At 71.3% G+C, this 21,692-nt stretch carries 24 protein-coding genes; 8 read left to right on the top strand and 16 right to left on the bottom strand.

The window, feature by feature from the left end; translation table 11 throughout:
- Positions 1-36: 36 nt before the first annotated feature.
- The 5 genes from OG766_RS32450 to OG766_RS32430 all read right to left on the bottom strand — a co-directional run bounded on the left by OG766_RS32450 (position 37) and on the right by OG766_RS32430 (position 4,315).
- A complete protein-coding gene (locus OG766_RS32450) occupies positions 37-714 on the bottom strand; it encodes a class II aldolase/adducin family protein (protein ID WP_266385420.1) in 678 nt (225 codons plus the stop codon).
- On the bottom strand, positions 711-2,051 hold the full coding sequence (gene otnK / locus OG766_RS32445) for a 3-oxo-tetronate kinase (RefSeq protein WP_328726957.1): 1,341 nt from the start codon (positions 2,049-2,051) through the stop codon (positions 711-713). The genes OG766_RS32450 and otnK overlap by 4 nt, the downstream gene beginning before the upstream one ends.
- A 1-nt stretch (position 2,052) precedes the next feature.
- Positions 2,053-2,970, bottom strand: coding sequence for an L-threonate dehydrogenase (gene ltnD, locus OG766_RS32440; protein WP_328726956.1), 918 nt, complete (start codon positions 2,968-2,970; stop codon positions 2,053-2,055).
- Positions 2,971-3,176: 206 nt separating this feature from the next.
- The gene (locus tag OG766_RS32435) at positions 3,177-3,671 is read right to left on the bottom strand and encodes a hypothetical protein (protein ID WP_328726955.1); all 495 of its coding nucleotides are present in this window, start codon (positions 3,669-3,671) and stop codon (positions 3,177-3,179) included.
- Between the two features lie 170 nt (positions 3,672-3,841).
- Positions 3,842-4,315 carry a MarR family winged helix-turn-helix transcriptional regulator gene (locus OG766_RS32430; RefSeq protein WP_266385432.1) on the bottom strand — a complete coding sequence of 158 codons (474 nt, stop codon included), beginning with the start codon at positions 4,313-4,315 and terminating at the stop codon, positions 3,842-3,844.
- Between the two features lie 115 nt (positions 4,316-4,430).
- Here OG766_RS32430 and OG766_RS32425 point away from each other — a divergent pair, with 115 nt between their 5' ends.
- The 3 genes from OG766_RS32425 to OG766_RS32415 all read left to right on the top strand — a co-directional run bounded on the left by OG766_RS32425 (position 4,431) and on the right by OG766_RS32415 (position 6,322).
- Positions 4,431-4,805 (top strand): hypothetical protein, encoded by a 375-nt coding sequence (locus OG766_RS32425; protein WP_266385435.1) that lies wholly within the window; start codon positions 4,431-4,433, stop codon positions 4,803-4,805.
- A gap of 150 nt (positions 4,806-4,955) precedes the next feature.
- A complete protein-coding gene (locus OG766_RS32420) occupies positions 4,956-5,648 on the top strand; it encodes an NADPH-dependent F420 reductase (RefSeq protein WP_266385437.1) in 693 nt (230 codons plus the stop codon).
- 92 nt (positions 5,649-5,740) lie between these two features.
- Positions 5,741-6,322, top strand: coding sequence for a GNAT family N-acetyltransferase (locus tag OG766_RS32415; protein ID WP_328726954.1), 582 nt, complete (start codon positions 5,741-5,743; stop codon positions 6,320-6,322).
- Positions 6,323-6,341: 19 nt separating this feature from the next.
- Here the strand turns inward: OG766_RS32415 and OG766_RS32410 are convergent, their stop codons facing one another.
- The 4 genes from OG766_RS32410 to OG766_RS32395 form a co-directional block, all read right to left on the bottom strand.
- On the bottom strand, positions 6,342-6,827 hold the full coding sequence (locus OG766_RS32410) for a hypothetical protein (RefSeq protein ID WP_328726953.1): 486 nt from the start codon (positions 6,825-6,827) through the stop codon (positions 6,342-6,344).
- Positions 6,828-6,988: 161 nt separating this feature from the next.
- The gene (locus OG766_RS32405) at positions 6,989-7,237 is read right to left on the bottom strand and encodes a hypothetical protein (RefSeq protein WP_266385446.1); all 249 of its coding nucleotides are present in this window, start codon (positions 7,235-7,237) and stop codon (positions 6,989-6,991) included.
- A gap of 200 nt (positions 7,238-7,437) precedes the next feature.
- Positions 7,438-8,193: a cupin gene (locus tag OG766_RS32400; RefSeq protein ID WP_266385448.1), complete on the bottom strand. Its 756-nt coding sequence runs from the start codon at positions 8,191-8,193 to the stop codon at positions 7,438-7,440.
- A 408-nt stretch (positions 8,194-8,601) separates the two neighbouring features.
- Positions 8,602-10,047 carry a glyceraldehyde-3-phosphate dehydrogenase gene (locus OG766_RS32395; protein ID WP_328726952.1) on the bottom strand — a complete coding sequence of 482 codons (1,446 nt, stop codon included), beginning with the start codon at positions 10,045-10,047 and terminating at the stop codon, positions 8,602-8,604.
- A gap of 236 nt (positions 10,048-10,283) precedes the next feature.
- On the opposite strand from OG766_RS32395, the gene OG766_RS32390 reads away from it, so the two are divergent.
- Positions 10,284-11,639 carry a PP2C family protein-serine/threonine phosphatase gene (locus tag OG766_RS32390; RefSeq protein ID WP_328726951.1) on the top strand — a complete coding sequence of 452 codons (1,356 nt, stop codon included), beginning with the start codon at positions 10,284-10,286 and terminating at the stop codon, positions 11,637-11,639.
- 39 nt (positions 11,640-11,678) lie between these two features.
- Here the strand turns inward: OG766_RS32390 and OG766_RS32385 are convergent, their stop codons facing one another.
- Together OG766_RS32385 and OG766_RS32380 are read right to left on the bottom strand one after the other, a co-directional pair.
- Positions 11,679-12,260 carry a hypothetical protein gene (locus OG766_RS32385; RefSeq protein ID WP_328726950.1) on the bottom strand — a complete coding sequence of 194 codons (582 nt, stop codon included), beginning with the start codon at positions 12,258-12,260 and terminating at the stop codon, positions 11,679-11,681.
- Positions 12,261-12,493: 233 nt separating this feature from the next.
- Complete coding sequence (locus tag OG766_RS32380) at positions 12,494-12,913, bottom strand: VOC family protein (RefSeq protein WP_266385460.1); 420 nt, start codon at positions 12,911-12,913, stop codon at positions 12,494-12,496.
- A 196-nt stretch (positions 12,914-13,109) separates the two neighbouring features.
- Here OG766_RS32380 and OG766_RS32375 point away from each other — a divergent pair, with 196 nt between their 5' ends.
- From OG766_RS32375 to OG766_RS32365, 3 genes are all read left to right on the top strand, one after another.
- The gene (locus tag OG766_RS32375) at positions 13,110-13,658 is read left to right on the top strand and encodes a tellurite resistance TerB family protein (RefSeq protein ID WP_328726949.1); all 549 of its coding nucleotides are present in this window, start codon (positions 13,110-13,112) and stop codon (positions 13,656-13,658) included.
- A 195-nt stretch (positions 13,659-13,853) separates the two neighbouring features.
- Positions 13,854-14,339 (top strand): hypothetical protein, encoded by a 486-nt coding sequence (locus OG766_RS32370; RefSeq protein ID WP_266385466.1) that lies wholly within the window; start codon positions 13,854-13,856, stop codon positions 14,337-14,339.
- 122 nt (positions 14,340-14,461) lie between these two features.
- Positions 14,462-15,973: a hypothetical protein gene (locus tag OG766_RS32365; protein WP_328726948.1), complete on the top strand. Its 1,512-nt coding sequence runs from the start codon at positions 14,462-14,464 to the stop codon at positions 15,971-15,973.
- Positions 15,974-16,037: 64 nt separating this feature from the next.
- On the opposite strand, the gene OG766_RS32360 is transcribed toward OG766_RS32365, so the two are convergent.
- Entirely contained in the window at positions 16,038-16,235 is a 198-nt protein-coding gene (locus OG766_RS32360) for a hypothetical protein (RefSeq protein WP_266385472.1), read from the bottom strand.
- A gap of 212 nt (positions 16,236-16,447) precedes the next feature.
- Between OG766_RS32360 and OG766_RS32355 the strand changes: the two genes are divergently transcribed.
- Complete coding sequence (locus OG766_RS32355; protein ID WP_328726947.1) at positions 16,448-17,479, top strand: AMP-binding protein; 1,032 nt, start codon at positions 16,448-16,450, stop codon at positions 17,477-17,479.
- Between the two features lie 126 nt (positions 17,480-17,605).
- Here the strand turns inward: OG766_RS32355 and OG766_RS32350 are convergent, their stop codons facing one another.
- The 4 genes from OG766_RS32350 to OG766_RS32335 are packed head-to-tail and all read right to left on the bottom strand — an operon-like array spanning position 17,606 to position 21,684.
- On the bottom strand, positions 17,606-18,493 hold the full coding sequence (locus OG766_RS32350; RefSeq protein ID WP_266385478.1) for a Gfo/Idh/MocA family protein: 888 nt from the start codon (positions 18,491-18,493) through the stop codon (positions 17,606-17,608).
- A complete protein-coding gene (locus OG766_RS32345) occupies positions 18,490-19,719 on the bottom strand; it encodes an ROK family transcriptional regulator (RefSeq protein WP_328726946.1) in 1,230 nt (409 codons plus the stop codon). Before OG766_RS32345 ends, OG766_RS32350 begins: the two co-directional genes overlap by 4 nt.
- A 19-nt stretch (positions 19,720-19,738) precedes the next feature.
- Positions 19,739-20,605: a carbohydrate ABC transporter permease gene (locus OG766_RS32340; RefSeq protein ID WP_328727559.1), complete on the bottom strand. Its 867-nt coding sequence runs from the start codon at positions 20,603-20,605 to the stop codon at positions 19,739-19,741.
- Positions 20,606-20,634: 29 nt separating this feature from the next.
- Positions 20,635-21,684, bottom strand: a complete 1,050-nt coding sequence (locus OG766_RS32335; RefSeq protein WP_328726945.1) for a carbohydrate ABC transporter permease — start codon at positions 21,682-21,684, stop codon at positions 20,635-20,637.
- Between the last annotated feature and the right edge of the window lie 8 nt (positions 21,685-21,692).

Raw genomic sequence — 21,692 nt, 5'->3', positions numbered from 1 at the left:
GCGGCTCGGGGGATTCGCTGACGGGTCAGTGGCTGGTCACCACGCGGCGCCGAACGTGGATCGCAGTTCGTCGACGGCGTGGGCGGGGAGCGGCTCCGGTCGACGGTCTGTCAGGAGCCAGAGACGTGCCGTCTCCTCGAGTTCTTCGAGGACGGCCAGGGCGGTGGCCGCGTCGGGGCCCCAGACCACGGGGCCCAGCCGGTCGAGCAGGACGGCCCTGATCGGCGTACGGCTCGCCCTGCGGTCGGCGATCCGGGCGGTCACCAGATCGGCCACGCGCGGGTCGCCGGGCCGGTGGTACGGGATGAGCGGAACGTGCCCGACCTTCATCACGTAGTACGGCGTGATGGGCGGGAGCACGTCGTCCCGGCTCCACACACCGGCCAGGGTGAGCGCGACCAGATGGGTGGAGTGGGTGTGGACGACGAAACGGGCCGTGGGGTCGGCCTCGTAGATGCGTCGGTGGAGGGTGAGGGTCTTGCTGGCGCGGTCGCCCGCGATCTGCTCGCCCTGGGCGTCGACCAGCGCGAGGCGGTGGGGTTCGAGGAAGCCCAGGGCCGCGTCGGTGGGCGTGATGAGATGGCCGTCGTCCCCCAGCCTGGCGCTGATGTTGCCGGCGCTGGCGTGGACGTAGCCACGGGAGAACAGGCTCGTGCCCACCCGGACGATCTCGGCGCGCGCTTCGTCGGCCGTGGTGTCGACGGACGAGGTCATGACGCCTCCTCGTCCAGGAGCGCGAACGCGTCGGTGAAGAAGCCGGGACCACCGAAGTTGCCGGACTTCAGGGTGAGGTGAAGCGTGTCCCCGTCGGGCAGGGCCGCCGCGCACCACGGCACACCGGGGTCGATCTGCGGTCCGATCCGCAGCCCGGTGAGGCCGAGTTCCTGGACGACCGCTCCCGAGGTCTCACCGCCCGCGACGACGAGTTGACGGACACCGCGCGCCACGAGTCCCCGGGCGACGCGGGCCAGGGTCCGCTCCACCAGCTCACCGGCCTCGGCGGCGCCGAGCCGGCCCTGGACGGTGCGGACCGTGTCGGGTGCCTCGGTGGAGTAGACGAGGACCGGGCCGTCGGCCAGGTGCTTCTCGGCGAAGTCCAGGGCCTGTCCGGCCACGTCCTCGCCGGCCGCGATACGCAGCGGGTCGACGCTGAACGCGGGCCTGCCGCTGTCCAGGAACTCCTGGACCTGGCGGTTGGTGGCGACGGAGACAGAGCCGGAGACGACGGCCCGGTGGCCGCCGGCCGGTGGCAGCTGCGCGGCCGCCGGGGACGGCTCGATGCCCCAGTTGGCGGGCAGGCCGATCGCGAGGCCGGAGCCGGCGGTCACCAGGGGCAGCTCACGGACCGCCGAACCCAGGCGCAGCAGGTCGTCGTCGGAGACGGCGTCGGCGATGGCGATCCCGACGCCCTCCTCGCGCAGGGCGTCGATACGGGCCCGGATCGCCTCGGCGCCGCCGGCGACGGCCGTGTGGTCGATGAGGCCGACCGGGCGTGTGGTCTGCGCGCCGAGGACGGAGACGAGGTTGGGGTCGGTCATCGGGGTGAGCGGATGGTGGCGCATGCCGCTCTCACTGAGCAGGACGTCGCCGACGAAGAGGTGCCCCTTGAAGACCGTGCGTCCGTTGTCGGGGAAGGCCGGTGTCGCGAGCGTGAAGTCGGCGCCGATCGCGTCCATCAGGGCCTCGGTGACCGGTCCGATGTTGCCGGCCGGTGTCGAGTCGAAGGTGGAGCAGTACTTGAAGTAGATCTGCTCGGCGCCCGCGGCCCGCAGCCAGGCGAGTGCCCGGAGCGACGCCTCGACGGCCTCGGCCGCCGGGACGGTGCGTGACTTGAGCGCGATGACCACGGCGTCCGCGTCCACGCCCAGGTCCGTGTCCGTGTCCGTGTCGGCGTCGGCGTCCGCCTCGATGTCGGTGTCGGCCGGCCGGTCTGCACCGGCCGGCGGCACGTCGATCAGCTGGACCACGCGCATACCCGCCCGCACCAGGTTGTTGGCCAGGTCCGTGGCACCGGTGAAGTCGTCGGCGATGCACCCGAGTCGGATTCCCATCTCAGACCACCTCCGGCTCGGGCAGGTCGACGCCCGGGAAGATCTTGATGACCGCACTGTCGTCCTCTGCCCCCAGACCGGACGCCGATGCCTGGAGGAACATCTGGTGTGCGGTGGCGGCCAGAGGAAGCGGGAACCTCTCCGGCCGGGCGGAGTCGAGCACCAGCCCCAGGTCCTTGACGAAGATGTCGACCGCGGAGAGAGGCGTGTAGTCACCGGCGAGCACGTGCGGCATGCGGTTCTCGAACATCCACGAGGTGCCGGCGCTGTGCGTGATGACCTCGTAGAGCGCCTCGGCCGGAACGCCGGCCTTGATGCCCAGGGCCATCGCCTCGGCCGCCGCGGCGATGTGCACACCGGCGAGCAGCTGGTTCACGATCTTGACCTTCGAGCCGAGTCCTGCCTGGTCCCCCAGTCGGTAGACCGTGCTGCTCATGGCTTCGAGTGCGGGGTCGGCGACCGCGTATGCCGCGGCGGAGCCCGACGTCATCATCGTCAGCTCGCCGGCCGCGGCACGCGCGGCGCCGCCGGAGATCGGAGCGTCCAAGTACAGCACGCCCTTCTCGGCCAGGCGTGCGTCGAGTGCGGCGGACCAGCCGGGGTCGACGGTGGAGCACATCACGAAGACGGCGCCGGGGCGGAGCCGGTCGGCCGCCCCGTCGGAGCCGAACAGCACCGACTCGACCTGTGCCGCACTGACCACCACGCCGACCAGGACGTCCACCGCGGCAGCCAGGTCGCCCGGCGAACCGAACGCCGTGCCGCCGTCACGGGCGAAGGCCGAGGCCACCTCCGGTCGCAGGTCGTGGACCCCCACGTCATAGCCCGCGTTCCGCAGGCTGCGGGCCATGCCGAGGCCCATGGCCCCGAGTCCCACCACGCCCACGCGCGGCCGTGCCGGCCTGTCCTGCTCACTCATGCCCATCCTCGTCTCGCTGTGCCGTCCGGGGCGTGGCCCGGCTCCTCATCCGTGCGGCGATCGGGTCATATGATGACCTGATGATCCGGGACGACGCACTGTGGCCTTCGTCACATGCGGGAGGTCGGTGGTGGCACGCAGGCCCGGCGGCCGGGCAGTCGCTCAGCAGCCGGGCCGGACGGGAGAGGTCGGAGCACGGTCAGAGGTCAGAGCACGAGATGGAGGGTGAAGGATCCGCCCGACTCGGAGGTGCGGGCGACGTGGCCGTAGCCACGGGCGGTGGCATAGGTGCCGGTGCCGCCCGTGACGGCGACGTCGAAGTCGCTCGGCGGCTTGCCCACCGCGGTGGTCTGCAGGTGCTGCCACGTCACCTGGCCCCCGGGAAGCCGGAAGGTGCCCGTGCAGTGAGTGGTCTGCGCCGCCACCCGGGTGCACACCGCTCCCTCGTCGCCGTAACTGACACCCTTGCGGAAGAGATTCGCCGTGATGACGACCTGGTCGCCGATCCCCGGCCCGGGCGCCCCGTTGTCGACCATCGTGGTTCCGGTGCCGGTCGTCGTCACGCTGATGACCTTGGTGCGGGCCCGGTCCGCGCTCCGGTCCAGGGGGTACGGGTCGTTGGACGCGGAGGCCGAGCTCGCGAGAATCGCCAGCGGGACCGTCGTCGCGGCCACCACGCCCCACTTCGAAATGGACAGCATCGTTCCTCGCCTGAGCACAGGGGTACTGGGAATGGAGGAACAGAGTCGCGACTGTCTGATGGTGCGTCAATCATCAAACGCGTTCGACGGGGCCACTTCATCCGTCCGGCCGCACCCCGGCCCGCCGACCGTCCCCGACGGCCGACAGCCGACAGCCGACAGCCGACGGTTCAGTCGTCGCAGGACTCCTCCAGATAGGCGCGCGCCAGCGCACCGGCGCGCGTGAACCAGTCGGCGAGGACGGCGATCTCGTCCGGTGCGTAGTCCGCGAAGAGCTCCGCGAGCCGCGCGTAGTACGGCTCGTAGATCGCCCGCACACGCTCCTCGGCGGCCGGGACGGCGGCGACGCGCACCCGGCGCCGGTCGGCGGGGTCGGGCTCGCGGGTCACGAAGCCGCCGCGCTCCAGGCGGTTGAGGATGCCGGTCACCGCACCCGTCGTGACGTGCGCACGCCCGGCCAGGTCGCCGGCGGTGACCGGGGAGTCCCCTGCCTCCAGGACGTACGCGAAGCAGACGAGGTCCGTGACGCTCAGTCCGAGGTTCCGGGCGAACTCCTGCTGGCCGACGATGCTCGTCGCGATGAGGCCGTCCATCGCGCTGATCGCGTCCGAGGCGGAGGCGGCGGGGCGGGGCTTGCCCTCCATTGATGTTCCTTAGTGCGTAAGATAAATTTCTCACTTGCTAAGACATCATAGGTCGGGCCGGTGGTGGAGCCGCGGCATGCCGTGACGCAACGCCGGCGGAGCGAAGGGCGGGCACATGAGCGGACATCAGTACGACGAAGGCCACACCATCGCCGGCTGGACCGGGTGCGCCGTCGCCACGGCCGGGTCCGCGCTCGCCGGCGCGGGGCTCTGCGGCTGGCGGCCGGGAATCTGGTGGGGGGTCGGTGTGATGGCGGCGGCGGTGCTGGTCACCTGGGGCCTGCACCTCGCGGGCTGGGGCAAGCCGCCCGGCCCGCGGCCCGCCGACCAGTGGCGCCTCCGGGACCGGGACCGCGCGGCGCGTGAGGGGCACCCGGGCTGCCTCGGGTGCCGGCTGGCCGGGCGGCGCGTTCCGGCGCGCGGGGTCGCCGTGCGAGAGTCCGCCGTACCCGCCTCACGTAAGGGGGCTCCGGCCGACGTGTCGTCCTGACTTCCTGCGCGTCCTGACTTCCTGTCCGCCTGACTTCCTGCGCGTCCTGTCGTCCTGACTTCCTGTCGTCCTGGGTTCCCGGCTTCCGGCTCCCGGCTTCCCGACCTCCTGATGGGGAATACGGGTGCCGGATCCCCGGCTGTCATCATCATGAGCACTCTTGGGCTGATCGGCAGTGGACACATCGGAAGCACTCTCGCGAGGCTCGGCGTCGCCGCCGGGCTCGACGTGGTCCTCAGCAACTCACGCGGGCCCGAGACCCTTGCCGGCCTCGTGGCCGAGCTGGGCCCGCACGCGCGGGCCGCGACCCCCGCCGAGGCGGCGGCCGCGGGAGACTGGGTCGTGGTCACCGTCCCGCTGAAGAACTACCGGCAGGTGCCGGTGGCGCCGTTGGCGGGGAAGGTCGTCCTCGACACCGACAACTACTACCCCGAACGCGATGGTCGGATCGCCGAACTCGACGCGGAGGAGACCACCACCAGCGAACTCCTGCAGCGGCATCTCCCGGACGCCCAGGTCGTCAAGGCGTTCAACAACATCTACTACGGGCATCTGGCCGCGCTGGCCCGGCCGTCGGGCGCGTCCGACCGCTCGGCGCTGCCGATCGCCGGTGACGACCCGGACGCGAAGGCCGCCGCCACACGGCTGCTCGACCTCCTGGGATACGACGCCGTGGACGCGGGTCCCCTCGCCGACAGTTGGCGGTTCCAGCGCGACACTCCCGCCTATGTCGTCCCCTACGCGAAGAACCCGCAGGGGCTCGGCATCTCCGCGGACGACCCGGGCACGAGCGCGGACGCCGCGACACTGCGCGCCTCCCTGGCCGCGGCGCGGCGCGACTGAGGAGCCCAGGTACCGAGGGCCTTCGACGAGTCGACCGCCGTGGCGATGATCGCTCTAGGGTGTGCCTCATCGCCACCAGCTCTGGAGCACATGTGTCCACCGTCACCGCGTCGATGTTCACCCACCCTCTCGGGGACGACGCCGTCCTGATACCCCGCACGCCCGAGATCGCCGAGGCGTACCACGCGCTGCTGGAGGCCAATCACCGCGAGCGGATCGCCCGCTGGAATCCGGCGGCCGACGACCACCCGCCCACGCTGGCCCAGACCCGTGAGGCCCTCGTCGCAACGGGCCGGGCCTGGCTGGACGGAACGCTGTTGCCCCTGGCCATCGCCGTGCCGGAGGAGGACCGGTGGCGTCTGGTCGGGACGGTCGGCCTGAGGATCGACCGCCCGGCACGATCGGGCGAGGTCGGCTACTGGATCGAGGCCGCGCACGAGGGACGCGGGTTGGTGACCCGAGCCGTTGCCGCGGTGCTCGACCAGGCGTTCGGCCCTCTCGGACTGCGACGGGTCGAACTGCGTACCAACCCCGACAACGAGCGCAGTCAGCGGGTCGCCCGGCGCCTGGGCTTCACGCAGGAGGGAGTGCTGCGCCAGGCAGCGGCCTTCCCCGACGGACGACGCGACGAAGTGGTCTACGGCCTCCTGGCAGCGGAATGGCGCAAGGAGTAGCGGGGCGCGGGCGGGCGCGTCATCCGGCCGCCAGCGTCGCTGCCTCGGACTGCGAGACGGGACGGGGAAAGGCCCGCACATCGTCCACGTACCCCTGGAAGGGGTCCGCCGGGCGGCCCGCGTCTTCCAGTACGGCCGTTCCCCGGCACCGCTCTCCGCTCGGTGCCCGGAGCCGTGCGAACGGGGCGTGCGCTGCCACTTCACCGGCTCGCCCGAAGACGAAGGTGACGAGCGGGCCGGCGACGGAGACCAGTCCGCAGCCGACGAGCACGGTCGCGAGCCGGCTCATGTGCTCCGACAGCTCGCCCCTGCGGTGGGAGACCGCCATCATGATGCCGGTCACCAGGACGCCGACCACACCGGCCGTCGTCCCGACCCAGGCGAGTACGCCGAGAAGGAGCTCGATCTTCTCCTCCAGGGCCGCCGGCGCACTGGGGGTGGGCTGGGGAATGTTCGGGGAGGGATCCTGGGATCTCGCCGCAAGCGCCAGTAATGCTGATCTCACCGATTCTCCTGGGATTGGTGGGGGGCCGAGGGGGCCCGGTCGCGCATCCGGAGTTCCCGGATCCTTGGAAGTCCTGGGGCTCCTGGGCCTTCCGGGGTCCGGGGTTCCTGGGGCTGCCGGGACTTGCGGGGCTCCCGCGGGATTCCGGGGCTTCCGGGGCTTCAGAGAAGCGCGTTCACGAGGGGCGCCGCGGTGGCGACGACGACACAGGCCGCGAGCACCCAGCCGAGCGAACCCAGTTGCGCGACCGCCTGTCCCCTGCGCAGCGCGAGAGCAAGGTGTGTTCCCACGACGACGACCCCGGCCACCCCCGCCGCCGCACCGCACCAGACGAGCAGTTCGAGGAGCCTGGCCGCCTCGGCCGTGTCGGTGAAGGTCTCCGCCGCCGGCGGAGCTTCGGACCACCGCACCGCATGGGACACCTCGTACCTCTTTCTCACGCCGGAGCCGATGGCGCGACGCTAGTGCGCCACGGGGCCGGGGAGCCTCGTAGAAATATCGAGTTGGCTCCGGAGTGCGGATACGGGGGTGGGTCGACCGGGCCGGTCCCAGGCGTGCCGCTACGGCTCCGCGCCGGCCGTGGAGCGTGGACGGTGACTTCCTGAAGGCGCTACTCGCCGTGATACGGGAGCGTGGTGCCCGGCAGTTCGTACTCCTCGCGGCGGCCGCACATGCCGTAACCGCCGTGCCGGGTCGGCCCGGTGTCGTACGAACGGGCGTCGGCGAGATAGCCGGGGTCACCGGCTTCCAGGGCCGTGAGCTGGGCCCCGGTGCGCTCCGCCGTGGCCAGCGCGCCCGCCCGCCACAGCTCACGCCAGGCGGGGACCCGGTCCCTGACAAGGCGCGCCGCGGCCTGCTGGAACTCGACATAGGGGCCGTTGTCACCGGCCATGAGCGCCTCGCGCAGCGGCAGATACCCCTCGACGGCCAGGTCGCGGCGCTTACGGGCGGCGGTCGCCGCCTCCGGGCCGGTCCGCGCCGGGAGGGATGCCGCGGCCGCATACCGCTCGGGGTCGGCGAGCACGTCGGGCGGGAAGGTGAAGACGGCGTCCCCGGCTTCCGGCAGTCCGCTGTTCTGCATCAGCACGGTGATGCGCAGTCCGCCGCCCTGCACCATGCGGTGCACGGTGCCGGGCGTGAACCACGCCACCGAACCCGGCTCCAGAGGGGTGTCGCGGTAGCCGTCGGGGCTGAGGGTCTGGACGGCGCCCCGGCCGCCCGTGACGACGTACGCCTCCGTGCACACGAGATGCAGATGCGGGCTGCCGCCGCACGCCCCGTCGGCGGCTTCCCATTCATAGGCGCTGAGGTGCGACAGGCCCACGGCTCCTGGCAGCGGATGCGGGAGGTTCGGCAGGCTCACCATGTCAGTCCCTCCAGATGCGAGGTGACGCGGTCGCGGTCCCAGGCTCCGTCCGCGATCACCACGCGGTAGCGGTACGCGAAGCGGCTCCTCGCATGACGGGAAAGCGCTTGCTGCAAGGGACCCTAAGTGTCGTGCGAATGTCACGACAAGCCCCCGTGCCTCGATCGTCGAATCGATTCGGAAGGGCCGTCGGCACAGGTCTGCGAAGTTGCTGGTCGCGCGGTGCGCGGCCGGACGGTGGCGGTGGTGGCTCGGCGGAGGCGGTGGGCGGCAACCGAATGCCTGTCGGATTCGATTGCCGCCCACACCGCCGCCCGGCCGGCGCGACGCCGGACCGGAGAGTCCGCCGGGCCCGGACCGTCGGGGCCGGACCGTCGGGGCCGGACCACCGGAATCAGAGCACCGGGATCAGAGCACCGGGGCGGGGAAGGTGGGGTACTCCACGCCCGAGACGTGCTGGACGACGCGGATGACCTGGCACGAGTAGCCGAACTCGTTGTCGTACCACAGGTAGAGGATCGCGTTGTCCCCGTCGACCTTGGTGGCGCCGGCGTCGACGATCGACGCGTGGCGCGAGCCCATGAAGTCGCTCGACACCGCGTCGGGGGCGGTGGTGAAGTCGATCTGGCGCTTGAGCGGCGAGGTCAGCGACACGTCGCGGAGGTAGTCGAGGACCTCCTCGCGGGTGGTCTCGCGACCGAGCCGCAGGCTGAGGATCGCGATCGAGACGTCCGGCACCGGGACGCGGATCGAGCTGCCGGTGATCGGGGCCTTGAGATCGGGCAGCGCCTTGGCGACGGCGGAGGCGGCGCCGGTCTCGGTGATGACCATGTTGAGCGGCGCGGAGCGGCCGCGGCGGTCGGCCTTGTGGTAGTTGTCCAGCAGGTTCTGGTCGTTGGTGAACGAGTGGACGGTCTCCACGTGGCCGCGCAGAACGCCGTACTCGTCCGCCATGGCCTTCAGCGGCGGCACGATCGCGTTCGTGGTGCAGGAGGCGCAGGACAGGATCTGCTCGTCCGGCTTGATCATGTCGTGGTTGACGCCGTGCACGATGTTGGGGACGTCGCCCTTGCCTGGCGCGGTCAGCACGACCTTGTCGATGCCGGGGCGGAGGTGCTTCGACAGACCCTCGCGGTCGCGCCATTTGCCGGTGTTGTCGATGAGGATGGCGTCCTTGATGCCGTACGCCGTGTAGTCGACCTCCGACGGGTCGCCCGCGTAGATCACCTTGATCTCGTTGCCGTTGGCGATGATCGTGCCGTTGGCCTCGTCGACGGTGATCGTGCCCTGGAACTGGCCGTGGATGGAGTCGCGGCGCAGCAGCGAGGCGCGCTTGACGATGTCCTGGTCGCCACCCCGGCGGACGACGATGGCACGCAGGCGCAGGCCGTTGCCCGAGCCGGCCTTCTCGATGAGGAGGCGGGCGACGAGGCGGCCGATGCGGCCGAAGCCGTAGAGGACGACGTCGCGCGGCTCGCAGCGCTCGATCTTGTTGGCACCCGTGGCGCCGGCGACGGCCCCGGCGGTGAACTCCTCCACCGAGAGACCGCGGCCGTCGGCCCGGTACGTCGCGGCGAGCATGCCGAGGTCGATCTGGGAGGGACCGAGATCGAGCGCGGTGAGAGCCTGCAGGAACGGGAACGTCTCGGTGACCGAGAGCTCCTCGCCGGCGATCTGCCGGGCGAATCGGTGGGTCTTGAGGATGCTGACCACCGACTTGTTCACCAAGGAGCGGCTGTGGAGGAGGACGGTGACGTCCCGCTCCCGGTGCAGCTTCCCGATGATCGGGATCATCGACTCCGCGATCTCCTCGCGGTTCTTCCAATTGGTGAACGAGTCGTCATTGACAGTCACAGGTTTATCTTTCGAGCTAGGCGGCGCTCACATGCTAACCCGCCGCCCTTTTGATCATTCGAACGGTGTCGTCCGACTACCCGAAGATTGCACTTTCATCTGTTGTGTGGTGATTCGTCTGCGGCGAAGCTGGCAGGGCATACGAAAGGGACGCGACACGGGCGGCCGACAGGGCTCGCCCCGTCCGGACCGGACCGGAAGAACCACGACAAGGGCAGCGCGGAAGGGCGACCACGATGACGTACTCCCCTGAGAGTGGAAGCCCGCACGGCCACGAGGACGTGCCGCCGGTCCCGCAGTTGACCGATGAGCATCTGGACCGCCTCGAACAGGGGCTGCGACAAGCCGCGCGGGTGCCCGGCCGGGCGCAGGAACTCCTGAACGCGGTCCTGGAGGTGAGCAAGGAACTCCAGCTGGACGCGGTCCTCCGCAGGATCACCGACACCGCCTGTGAGCTGGTACAGGCCCGGTGCGGCGCGCTCGGGGTACTGGGCGACGCGGAGCGGTTCAGCGAGGTGATCACGTCCGGGTTCGCGGCCGGGGGACGCTCCGCCACGGGGGACGGCGTCCCGCACGGGGCCGGGCCGCTGGCCGCCCTCCTCGACGACCGTCGCCCCCTGCACACGCGGAGCCACGGCGGCAGCGGCGACCCGGGCGACCCGGCCGGCGCCGCAGGAAGCACCGGAAGCACCGGGGAACGCCTGCGCACGCCCACACTGCTCGGCGTGCCCATCAAGGTGCGCGACGCGCTCTACGGCAACCTCTACCTGGCCGGGAAGACCACCGGCGAGTCGTTCACGAGCGAGGACGAGGACCTGCTGGTCGCACTGGCCGGCGCGGCCGGGGTCGCGATCGAGAACGCCCGCCTCTACCAGCAGGTACGTCAGGCCACGGAGGAGTTCCAGCGGCGTCTTCTGCCCCAGATGCCCGACCTGGACGGCATGGAACTCCAGGCCCGGTACCAGCCGTCCACCGAGGCCCCGCGGATCGGCGGCGACTGGTACGACCTGATCCACCTGCCCGATCGGGTGCCCTGCCTGATGCTCGGTGACGTCATGGGTCACGGCATCGCCGCCGCCACCGTCATGAGCCAGATCAGCAACATGCTCCGGGTCATCGCCTTCGACGAACAGGAGCCGCCCAGCCGCATCCTGCACCGCCTGGACAGCGTTCTGCACGAACTCCACGGCGGCCCCATGGCGACCGTCATCATCGCCCGCCTCGAACCCGAGGGCACCGGCCGCCGGCTGCAATGGGCGAGCGCCGGCCACCTGCCTCCCCTGCTCATCGGCCCCGACCGCCAGGCGCGCTATCCCACCGCAGAAACCGGTCTCCCCCTGGGCGTGGACCCGGACCTGCCCCGCTACGACCACGAGGAGGTCATGCAACCGGGAACCACCGTGCTGCTGCACACCGACGGGCTGGTCGAACACCGGACGTGGCCCATCGACGAGGGCATGCAGCAGGCCGCCGCCGTCGCCGCCACGCTCGCCACCGAACCCCTCACGGAACTCTGCGACAAGCTCCTGACGCACCGCGAAGGCTTCTTTCACGACGACGTCGCCATCCTCGCCGCCCGGCTGACGCCCTGACGGCCGGACGCACGCGGCGGCTGCCGGTGCCGTGCGCGGCTAGTCCCTCTTCCCCGCCCGGGCCCGGCCGCGGAACCACGCACACGCACCCACCAGCATGGCGGCACCTGCCGCGTACGCGGGCAGCCACTCGGTCGTGACGGCCGACAGGCAGACGGCAACGGCGTCATGGCTCTGGGCCTTCTGCGCGTAGGCGAGAGCCACGCCGTCGTGGCCGGCCAGGTTCGTCAGCGCGGCCCGTGCCCGCATGGCCTCGTACGCGCCCAGCTCGGGGCACCGGCTGCGCGTGCCCGGCATCGGGAACAGCCAGGCCCAGCGCTGCAGCATGGGGGCGATCGTGATCGCCACGCACAGGCCGACGACCATCGAGTACGCGACCAGACCGCGCATGTACGCGGACCGGATGTCCGAGGTCCATGCGGGCAGTCGCTGGAAGGCGAAGAGCACGGCGAGAAGTGTCACCCCGATGTAGGTGGCGAACCACTGCCAGGAACCCTGCGCGAGTGCGGCCGCCAGCACGGCGGCGAGTGCGAGGCCGATGACCCCCGGCTGACCGACGCTGTCACGGCCCGCGCCGGGGAGTGCCGGATTCCGCGTTCCTTGAGTACTGGGGTCGTTCACGTGCCTCTCCCGCAGGTCGGAGGGCATCAGCATCCGGCACATCGCGCCGTCGGTCCTGGCGCCATGCCGGACGGGGGCCGGTACCGCCCGCCTGGTGGGGGGCTGCCGCAGCCCTGCTGGGCGCCGCCGCACGCCGGGGCCCGTGGGCGGCCTCCCGCGGATCGCCGGGCGCCCATGAGCGCGTCGGCGACCTCCCCCGGGCCGCCGACGCACCGCTCGGTGGTGACGCCTGGTCAGGACTGCTGTTCGCTGATGTTGACCATCCACGCGATGCCGAACTTGTCCGTACACATGCCGAACACGTCGCCCCACATCTGCTTCTCGAGGGGAACCGCCACGTTGCCGCCGTCGGACAGCTTCTCCCAGTAGCCCTTCAGCTCGTCGGCGTCGTCACCGCTCAGGCTCACCGCGAAGTTGGTCCCCGGCCTGAACTCCATCCCGGGCGGGGTGTCGGCGCCCATCAGCGTGAATCCACTGCTGGTCTCCAGCATGCCGTGCATGATCTTGTCGTCCTGCCCGGTGCCACCACCGGGGCCGCCGAACTCGCCGAACGTGCTCAGGCGCAGTTCGCCGCCGAGGACACTCCTGTAGAACTCCAGGGCCTGCCGGGCATCGCCGGAGAAGCTGATGTACGGGTTGAGACGAGAAGCCACAAGTCGCTCCCTTCGTGACGAATGGTCAGTGCGAGCAGACTACGGGTGGCGGCACCTCACGGGGCCGACCTGAGGCACGTGGCAGGGGTGGCCGGTCGTGCCGCGGAACTTCGAGGGGCCGGCAGGCGTTGGCAGGGAAGCGCGTGGATCGCGCGCGGGTGACCGGAACGACGTGGCAGAAGCCGAGGTGGCACGAGTGGCGATGTGGGATCGGATCAAGGACCAGGCGAAGACGCTGCAGCAGACGCAGGGGGCGCGGGGCTCCGGCGGACACGGACGGCCGGGTTCGGGGTCCTCCGGCGGATCACGGGCGCAGCTGGTGAATACGCTCAAGTCCCAGCTCACCTCCCTCAAGACCGAGCTGAAGAGCGGCGCCTACCGGGACGCCAGCATGGCGATGTGCGCCCTGGTCGCGGCCGCCGACGGACAGGTCGACCCGGCCGAGCGGCAGCACGTGGAGTCGCTGATCCTGAACAACGACGTCCTGCAGAACTTCCCGCCCGAGCAGCTGCGGCAGCGGTTCAACAAGCACGTCGACCAGCTGGCGTTCAACTTCCAGCAGGGCAAGGCCGAGGTCATGCAGGAGATCGCCAAGGCGGCGAAGAAGCCGACGGAGGCGAGGGCGGTCGTGCAGACGGGCTTCGTCGTCGCCGGCGCGGACGGGTATGTCGCACCGGCCGAGGAGCAGGTCCTGCGCGAGGCGTGCTCGGTGCTCGGGCTGTCCCCGCAGGAGTTCGGCCTCTGAGCCACACACCCCCGCCGCACCGTCTGTCGCCGTCGGCCGGTCGAGTCCGGGAAGGCACCGCCGCCCTCCCACTCCCACGACGGCGGCAGGCGCCCCCTCGGTGAGCTTCGCCGCTTCGTCCAGGCCGCGCGGTTGCGCTACGCTCTCGGCGCTCCGCCCGGGCCGGGCGGTGAGAGCGGACGACTGGGGCGGTCGATGAGGGCTGGTACGGGACTGCGGGCGCTGATACCGCTGCTGGTCTGCGGGTTCATCACGACGACCGCCGGCTGCGGAGGTTCCGCCGACGACCAGGGCGGCGGGTCCCTGGAGTTGGAGAAGAAGTGGCACGGCAGGATCGGCGACGCGGTGAACGCGAAGCCTGACGGCTGCCGGGCGGGCGTGGGCAGCGCCTGCGAGACCCACGCGGCAGCCGTTCACGCGATCACCGAGCAGCTGCGCGAGGAGGTGGAAGCCCTCCCGGACAAGGCGCGGTACCGAGCGACGCTGGACGGCACCACCGCCATCGACCAGAACTACGACGAGTACTTCGGCTCGATGTGCGCCACCGTGCCCGAGACCACCATCGACCCGGCCACGACCCAGAAGTTCGCGACCTGCTCCGGGCTCTACACCACGATCATCACCGGCGCGACCGACCTCCAGCAGAACCTGCGCCCGTCCGAGGAGTCCCCGACGGGCTGAGCCCCGGCAACGGCACCGCTCGCAGTCCGTGATGAAGGGCCGTGATGCGCGGAGCACGGCCGGGAACTCGTGGGCGCCGAAATTCACGGGCCGTTCGATCGTGGTCCGGGCAGGACGCCCCTGTGGACCATCTCCTGTCCGGACTCGCTGCCAATCCGGCCTTGCCGCCCGAGCTGGTCGACCGGCTGATAGCGATCGCGGACGCCGATGTCGCCGATGAACTCACTCATCGCGCGGACCTCAGTCCCGCGCAGGCGGTCGCGCTGGCCGCGCGCGTCGAGGAGACCGCGGTACCGCTCGCCTACCGAGGCCTGCTGAGCACCGCCGACGTCGATCCCGTGACCCGGCCGCACGCCGCCCTGGCCTTGCTCGACGAGGGTGCGGGCAGCCCGGAGTGGGCGCGTCGCTTCGCGTCGGATCCCACCGTCGAGTACCGCGAGAAGCTGGCGGCCTGTCCCGGTCTGCCGCCCGATGTGACGGAGATGCTCGCCGCCGACCCCGAGATAGGGGTCGTCGGGGAGCTCGCGTTGTGGACGACGCCGCAATGGGCCACCCGGCTGGCGGCGCATCCGCATGCCGCGGTCCGCCGCTCCGTGGCGGGCAACGAGGCGACGCCGCCGGCGGTCCTGGCGATGCTGGTCACCGGCGAGGGGCTGCCTCCGGCCAGGAGCTGCGTGGTCTGCGACCGTGAACGGACGCCGTTCGTCCACGATCCGCACTGCGTCCGGGGCGGCTGTGATCTGGGGCCGGGCGCCTCCTGCGACGGCTCCCACGAGTCCGCCGTGCACGAGATACAGCTCAGAGTGCTGAGCAACCCGGCCACGCCCGCCGCGGCCGTCATCCGCTTCGCCGACCACCCCTCGATGCTCCTGCGCTGCCAACTCGCCGCCAGGCACGATCTTCCGCCGGAGATGTACCTACGGCTCGCGGGTGATCCCGCTCCTGCCGTCCGAGCCGAACTCGCCGACAATCCCGCGATCGATGACGCGCTGATCCGGACGCTGGCCACCGACGTCGGCCACGACGTCCGGCGCAGGCTCGCACACCACCCACACGTGCCTCTCGACGTGCTGACCCACCTGGCCGACGCCACCTGGATCGGCCCGACACTGCTGCCGCGGATCGCCTCGGCGTCTCCCGTCGAGGTCGAGGAGCTGGCCCACTCACCGAGCCCGACCGTACGGATGCTCCTTGCCGCACGACGCGATCTGCCCGGCTCGGTCCGCGACGCGCTGGCCGCCGACCCCGACGCGAAGGTGGTCAAGGCCATCGCTCCGCACCCGGGTCTTTCCGAAGCCCAACTGCGTGCCATGGTCGGTCGGTACGGAGTCCAGGTCCTGGCCAGGGTGGCGGCCAACCCGGACGCGTCGGCTGAGCTGCTGGAGCATCTGGCCCGGCATGAACCGCCGGTGCGCAAGGCGTTGCGTGAGATCGCCCGGCACCGCAAGGCGACGCCCCCGTCGTTGCTCGCCTGCTTGGCGGACAAGCAGGCGAGGCCCATCGCTGCAGGCCACCCCGCCCTGCCTCCGCAGGTCGTCGTCGAACTGCTCGCCGACGAGGACCGGATGGTGGTGGAAGCGGCGGCCGCCAACGCGTCGCTGCCGCTTGTCGTGATGGCGGAACTGGTGCCGTAGACGGTTCGGGGGCGTCCGACTCAGCTGGAAGCCAACATCCGCGGCACGGACGCCGCGCGGCGAGTCAGCCGTCCGAGTCGGAGCCCTGGCTCAGGCGTCGGCTCCGGCTCGTACGCCCCGTGTGGCGGACGAGTTCGCCCGCCGCCAGGGTCGCGGCGGCGATCGCGCGCACCCAGCGTGGGCCGCCGCGCGCCGCCCACACGACGCAGACGCATCCGCCGACGGCAAGTACGAGAATGCCGGACAGGACGAGCACAGCCATGGTCTTCCCCCATCAACTACGGTCCGTACCACTACGGTCCTCGCCATGCTCTCAGGCCGGGAACCAGGCCGTCGCGGTGGGTCCTGCTCCCACGCCACCCGGTCGCCGGACCGGACTTCGCGCCTGTCGCCCACCGCCCGCCCCACCGGCCACCGGTTCGGCGACCGCACCCCCTGGCCACCGCGGTCCGGCTCAGCTCGTAGGCTCGGGGCATGGCGGGTACTGAGGCGCGTGGGACGGAGCGGGGACCGGGGCGGCCGCGCGAGGAGCGGGTCACCGGGGCGGTCCTGAACGCCGTCGTCGAGCTGGTCACCGAGATGAACGCGGGCCTGGCCTCAGGGGCGACGCTGGTGCTGCTGCCGCGCTTCGACCCCCGGTCGGCCCTGGCCCTGATGCAGCGCCATGCCGTCACCTTCTTCGCGGGCGTCCCCACGATGTACTGGGCCCTGCTCGAAGCGGAAGCGCCCGACGTGGACCTGCCGCAGATCGCCGGGAATCTGCGGATGGCCGGCTCGGGAGGCTCGGCGCTCCCGGTCGAGATCCACCGCCGGTTCGCCGAGCGGTTCGGCGTCACCATTCTGGAGGGGTACGGCCTGTCCGAGACCAGCCCGGTGGCCACGTTCTCGCAGCGCGGCGAGAAGGCGCGCCCGGGGTCCATCGGGCGTCCGGTCTGGGGCGTGGAGGTGGACCTGATCGCCGAGGACTGGACCCGTGTCACCGGCCCCGACGCGGTCGGCGAGATCGTCGTCCGCGGACACAACGTGATGAAGGGCTACTACAACAGGCCCGAGGCGACCGCCGGGGTGATGCGCAACGGCTGGTTCCGCACCGGCGATCTGGCCCGCAGGGACGCCGACGGATGGTTCCACATCGTCGATCGCGCCAAGGACCTGATCATCCGTGGCGGCTTCAACGTCTACCCCCGGGAGATCGAGGAGGTACTGCTCACCCATCCCGCCGTGGGCATGGCCGCGGTCATCGGCGTGCCGGACGAGAGCCACGGCGAGGAGGTCAAGGCGTGCGTGGTGCTCGCCCCGGGTGCGGAGCTCTCCGCACAGGAGCTCATCACCTGGTGCAGGGACGAGATGGCGGGCTACAAGTACCCTCGCCTCGTCGGGTTCTTCGACATCCTGCCCACCAACGCCACGGGCAAGATCCTCAAGCGCGAGCTCCGGGACACGCCCGGGACCGTCGAACCGGTGGTTGATGCGGTGGTCGACGCGGCGGTCGACGCGGGGCGGTGATGCCCGCCGCTGGCATCGGCCGCTGACGCCGGCCGATGTCATCGCCGACGCGTGGCTCGCCCGCCGCGACACGAACGGGCCGCCGGGGCCGGTCTCCTCGCGGAGCCGGCCCCGGCCGGTTCACCGTCAGGATGCGGGCGACGCGAGGGCCAGCAGCTCCTGGATCCGCAGGCCGCGTGCCGCGTCGATCGGGGTCGACCTGCCGGCGCGTACGGCGTGGGCGAACTCGTTGCGCAGGATGGGCCAGCACTCCTCGTGGTCGAGTTCGGCGGTGTCGTAGACGAGTTCCCGCTCGGGGCCGAAGAGCTCGATGCGGGTTCTGGCACCCGGCAGGTTCACGGTGCCGGACAGGGAGGCCTGGCTGACCGAGCCGTTCTCGTGCTCGCAGGTGAGCTCGATCCAGCGGCGCGGGTCCCCCGTCGCGTGGACGGCGGCGATGGGGCCGACCGCGGTGTCGAGGAGGTCGAGGAGGTGGGGTCCGAGGTCGAGCAGGGCACCGTGTTCGAGGCGCCAAGCGGTGGCGAAGTCTCCGCCGAGGAAGGCTCCGTGGAGGTAGCAGGACCGTGCTCCGGTGACCTCCAGCTCGGCCGCCTTGCGCAGGAACTCGCGGGTCACCGGGTGGTAGCGCTTGGTGAGGACGAGCTGGGACACGACCCCGGCTTCGGCGACCGCGTCCGCCACCCGCCGTGCCGAGGGCACGTCCGGGCCGAGCGGCTTCTCCAGCAACAGGTGGCGGCCCGCCTTCGCGGCCTGTACGGCCAGCTCCGCCTGTACGGCGGGCGGCACGGCGAACGCGACGGCCTCGCAGCGGTCGAGGAGTTCGTCGAACGAGGCGGCGACCGGCACTCCGTAGGGCGCGGCGGTCTCGTGTGCCGCCTCCGGGCGGCGCGCCCACACCGCGGCGAGTTCGGTCTCCGGCCCGGCGGCGAGCATCCGGGCGTGCATGGCACGGGCCCAGGGGCCGGCGCCTATCAGGCCGACCTTCACCGGGGGCAGCGTCCAGGGGGTGTTCATGCGGGGGCTCCGTGTCTGCGATCGGCGGTGGCGTTGAGGGCGGCGAGGCGCCGGTCGGCCAGGTCGGGCGCGTAGAGGTGTTCGACGACGAGGGCGGCGGCGCCCGTCAGGCCCGCACGGTCGTCGAGTCTGCCCGTCACCACGTCGAGGTGGGCGGTGGTACGAGGCATGGCGCGCTGGTAGAGGAGCTCGCGCACGCCCGTCAGGAAGGGGGTCCCGGCCAGGTCGCCGGTGAGGACCAGCACGCCGGGGTTGAGCAACGTGACGACGGTGGCGAGCACTTCGCCGATGAGCTGCCCGGCCTCGCGTGCGAGGCGGACCGCGTCCGGCTGTCCCTCGGCGAGGAGCCGGCGGACGTCGGAGCCGGAGGTGGTCGGGACACCGAGTTCGGACAGTTGCGCCGCAAGGGCGCGTCCGCTCGCGACGGCGGCGAGGCAGCCGTAGGAGCCGCACATGCACAGCGCGTCGGGCCGGTCGTGCAGCCTGATGTGTCCGATGTCGCCGGCGCTGCCGTCGATGCCGCGGTAGATCCCGCCGTCGACGACGACGCCGGCGCCGATGCCGGTGGACGCCTTGACGAGGAGGAAGGCCGAGCAGCCCGCGTGGGCGGCGCGGTGTTCCGCGTACGCCATCAGGTTGGCGTCGTTGTCGACGAGCACCGGCACGGGGCCCGGTTCCCGCGAGGGGCCGACGTGTTCCTCGTACGCCTCCTGCATCGTCTCGCGGATGGGGAAGCCGTCCCAGCCGGGCATGATCGGCGGCTGGACGACACGTCCGGTGCCGAAGTCGACGGGTCCGGGGACGGACAGGCCGATGCCGCACACGTCCGTGGGTCCGGCTCCCGCCTCGGCGAGCAGCGGCGCGAACCAGCGGGCCAGTTCGCCGAGGACGGCCACGGGCCCGTCGCCGATCAGCAGTGCTCCCGAGCGGACGGCGAGCACCGTGCCGGTGAGGTCCAGGACCGCCGCGCGGGCGTGCCGGGTCTCCAGGTCGACGGCGAGTACGACGGCGTGCTTCGGGTCGAACTCGATGCGGGCGGACGGGCGTCCGCCGGTCGAGGTGCCCGCGGCGTCGCGCAGCCAGCCGGCCCCGAACAGCTGGTCCAGTCGGTGCCCGACGGTGGACCGTGACAGACCGGTGGCGCGCTGGAGGTCGCCTCGTGTGGTCGCCTCGCCGCTGCGGATCAGCCGCAACAGGTGTCCGGCGCTCGCCTGGTTCCCCGGCATGGTGGTGGTCCCCGTCCCCTCAGCTCTTGTCCGCGCCGCTGGTCAGTCCCTCGGTGAGGAGGCGTTCGGCGGCGAAGAACAGAAGTACCACGGGGATCGTCAGGACCACGGACCCGGCCATCAGAACGGTCTTGGAAACCTCGATGCCGTTGGCGAGCTGTGCGAGGCCCAGGGAGACGGTCCACTTGCCGGGGTCGGCGGCGAGGAAGAGCAGCGCGAAGAGGAACTCGTTCCAGGCGATCATGAAGACGTACAGCCCGGTGGCCATCAGCGACGGGGTCGCGAGCGGCAGGATCACCTTGCGCACGGTCTGCAGGCGGGAGCAGCCGTCGAGGGCGGCGGCCTCCTCGATCGAGGAGGGGATCGTGACGAGGTAGTTCTTCAGCATGTAGATCGACACGGGCACGGTCTGCGCCACGTAGACGATCGCGAGGCCGGCGAGGCTGGAGGACAGACCGAGTTTCGCGAACATCACGAAGAGCGGGACGGCGAGCAGCGTGGCGGGGAAGAGGTAGACGGCCAGGAAGAGGGCGCTCACCTGCCGGCCGCCGAAGAACCTGAGGCGGCTGATGGCGTACGCGCCGGGGACGGCGGCGGCGAGGGTGAGCACCACCGTGCCGAGGGAGACGAGCGCGGAGTTGAGCAGCAGCCGTGTGAAGCCCTGTCCGCCGTCCTCGGCGGGCGTCATGACATTGCGGTAGGTGTCGAGCGTGAAGTCCTTCGCCGAGACCCACAGGGACCCGGGGTCGAGCAGCAGCGCGTCGATGGACTTCACCGACAGCAGCAGCATGTAGTAGAAGGGCACGATCGTGATCGCGGCGAGGAACGCGATCACGATCCAGCGCAGGACACGGATGAGCCGTTCCTCGAACTGCGCCCGGCTCATGGGCGTACGGGGGGTCGTGGAGATGCGCGTCACGACTGCTCCTCCTGCATCTTCTTGCCGAAGAACTTGAAGTAGAGGCCCAGCAGGACCACGAGGACGCCGGCGAGGACGAGGGCCTGGGCCGAGGCGGCGCCGACGTCGTAGCGGGCGGTGAGGAAGTCGTAGACCCGGACGGCCGCGACGTCGGTTCCGGAGCCGCCGCCGGTGAGCAGGTAGACGTCGTCGAACTTGTTGAACGTCATGATGAAGCGCAGGACGCACAGCAGCGCCATGACCGGCATGAGCTGCGGCATGAGGATGTGGCGGAAACGCTGCAGGGGCGTGGCGCCGTCGACCTTGGCGGCTTCCTCGAGTACGTCCGGTACGGCCTGGAGCCGGGCGAGGAGGAAGAGGAACGCGAAGGGGAAGTAGCGCCATATCTCGAAGGCGATGACGGTGAGCAGGGACAGCGGGATGTCGAAGTGCAGCCCGAACAGGCCGATCTCGTACTCGCGCGTGGACAGGAACGCGATCGGGTCGTCCCAGCCGAAGAGCGAGCGGCCCCACTCGTTGACGATGCCGTACTGGGGGCTGAGCGCGACCTCCCAGACGAACGCGACGGCGACGACCGGGGCGACGTACGGCAGGAGCATCGCGCCGCGCAGCAGTCCGCGGCCTCGGAAGGGGGTGCGGAGCGCGAGTGCGGCGACGAGGCCGAGCAGGAGCGATCCGACGGTGGCACCGACGGTGTAGATGACGGTCGTGGAGAGGCTGCTCCAGAATCCGGCGGAGCCGAAGACCTGCTGGAAGTTGTCGAGCGTCCAGTTGCCGAACAGGCCCATGCCCTGGATGTCGACGAGCTTGGCGTCCTGGAACGCGAGGAGCACGGTCCACAGGATGGGCAGGACGACCACGACGAGCACCACCAGGAAGGTGGGCGAGACGAAGGCGAGTCCCGCGCGGTTCTCGCGCCGGGCGGCGGTGAGCGGGCGCGTGGCGGTGAGCGGGCGCCGGGCCTTGCGGGGGATCTTGGGGCCGGCGTTCGTGGGGCCGCCGTCCGTGGGGCGGCGCTCCGTCGCGCCGCGCTGAGCTGTGGTCATGGGTCGGT

It is taken from the genome of Streptomyces sp. NBC_00259 (assembly GCF_036181745.1).
GTDB classification, from domain to species: Bacteria; Actinomycetota; Actinomycetes; order Streptomycetales; family Streptomycetaceae; genus Streptomyces; species Streptomyces pratisoli.
Note: the sequence above shows the minus strand (reverse complement) of the source record. Positions and strands in the feature narration are given on the sequence as shown.

Coding starts and splice junctions, on each gene's coding strand:
- OG766_RS32350 (WP_266385478.1), bottom strand. CDS start 18,493: ATGAACACCCCCTGGACGCTGCCCCCGGTGAAGGTCGGCCTGATAGGC.
- OG766_RS32360 (WP_266385472.1), bottom strand. CDS start 16,235: ATGGCTGTGCTCGTCCTGTCCGGCATTCTCGTACTTGCCGTCGGCGGA.
- OG766_RS32370 (WP_266385466.1), top strand. CDS start 13,854: ATGAGGGCTGGTACGGGACTGCGGGCGCTGATACCGCTGCTGGTCTGC.
- OG766_RS32355 (WP_328726947.1), top strand. CDS start 16,448: ATGGCGGGTACTGAGGCGCGTGGGACGGAGCGGGGACCGGGGCGGCCG.
- OG766_RS32420 (WP_266385437.1), top strand. CDS start 4,956: ATGAGCACTCTTGGGCTGATCGGCAGTGGACACATCGGAAGCACTCTC.
- otnK (WP_328726957.1), bottom strand. CDS start 2,051: ATGGGAATCCGACTCGGGTGCATCGCCGACGACTTCACCGGTGCCACG.
- OG766_RS32435 (WP_328726955.1), bottom strand. CDS start 3,671: ATGCTGTCCATTTCGAAGTGGGGCGTGGTGGCCGCGACGACGGTCCCG.
- OG766_RS32430 (WP_266385432.1), bottom strand. CDS start 4,315: ATGGAGGGCAAGCCCCGCCCCGCCGCCTCCGCCTCGGACGCGATCAGC.
- OG766_RS32390 (WP_328726951.1), top strand. CDS start 10,284: ATGACGTACTCCCCTGAGAGTGGAAGCCCGCACGGCCACGAGGACGTG.
- OG766_RS32345 (WP_328726946.1), bottom strand. CDS start 19,719: ATGCCGGGGAACCAGGCGAGCGCCGGACACCTGTTGCGGCTGATCCGC.
- OG766_RS32340 (WP_328727559.1), bottom strand. CDS start 20,605: ATGAGCCGGGCGCAGTTCGAGGAACGGCTCATCCGTGTCCTGCGCTGG.
- ltnD (WP_328726956.1), bottom strand. CDS start 2,970: ATGAGTGAGCAGGACAGGCCGGCACGGCCGCGCGTGGGCGTGGTGGGA.
- OG766_RS32335 (WP_328726945.1), bottom strand. CDS start 21,684: ATGACCACAGCTCAGCGCGGCGCGACGGAGCGCCGCCCCACGGACGGC.
- OG766_RS32425 (WP_266385435.1), top strand. CDS start 4,431: ATGAGCGGACATCAGTACGACGAAGGCCACACCATCGCCGGCTGGACC.
- OG766_RS32450 (WP_266385420.1), bottom strand. CDS start 714: ATGACCTCGTCCGTCGACACCACGGCCGACGAAGCGCGCGCCGAGATC.
- OG766_RS32400 (WP_266385448.1), bottom strand. CDS start 8,193: ATGGTGAGCCTGCCGAACCTCCCGCATCCGCTGCCAGGAGCCGTGGGC.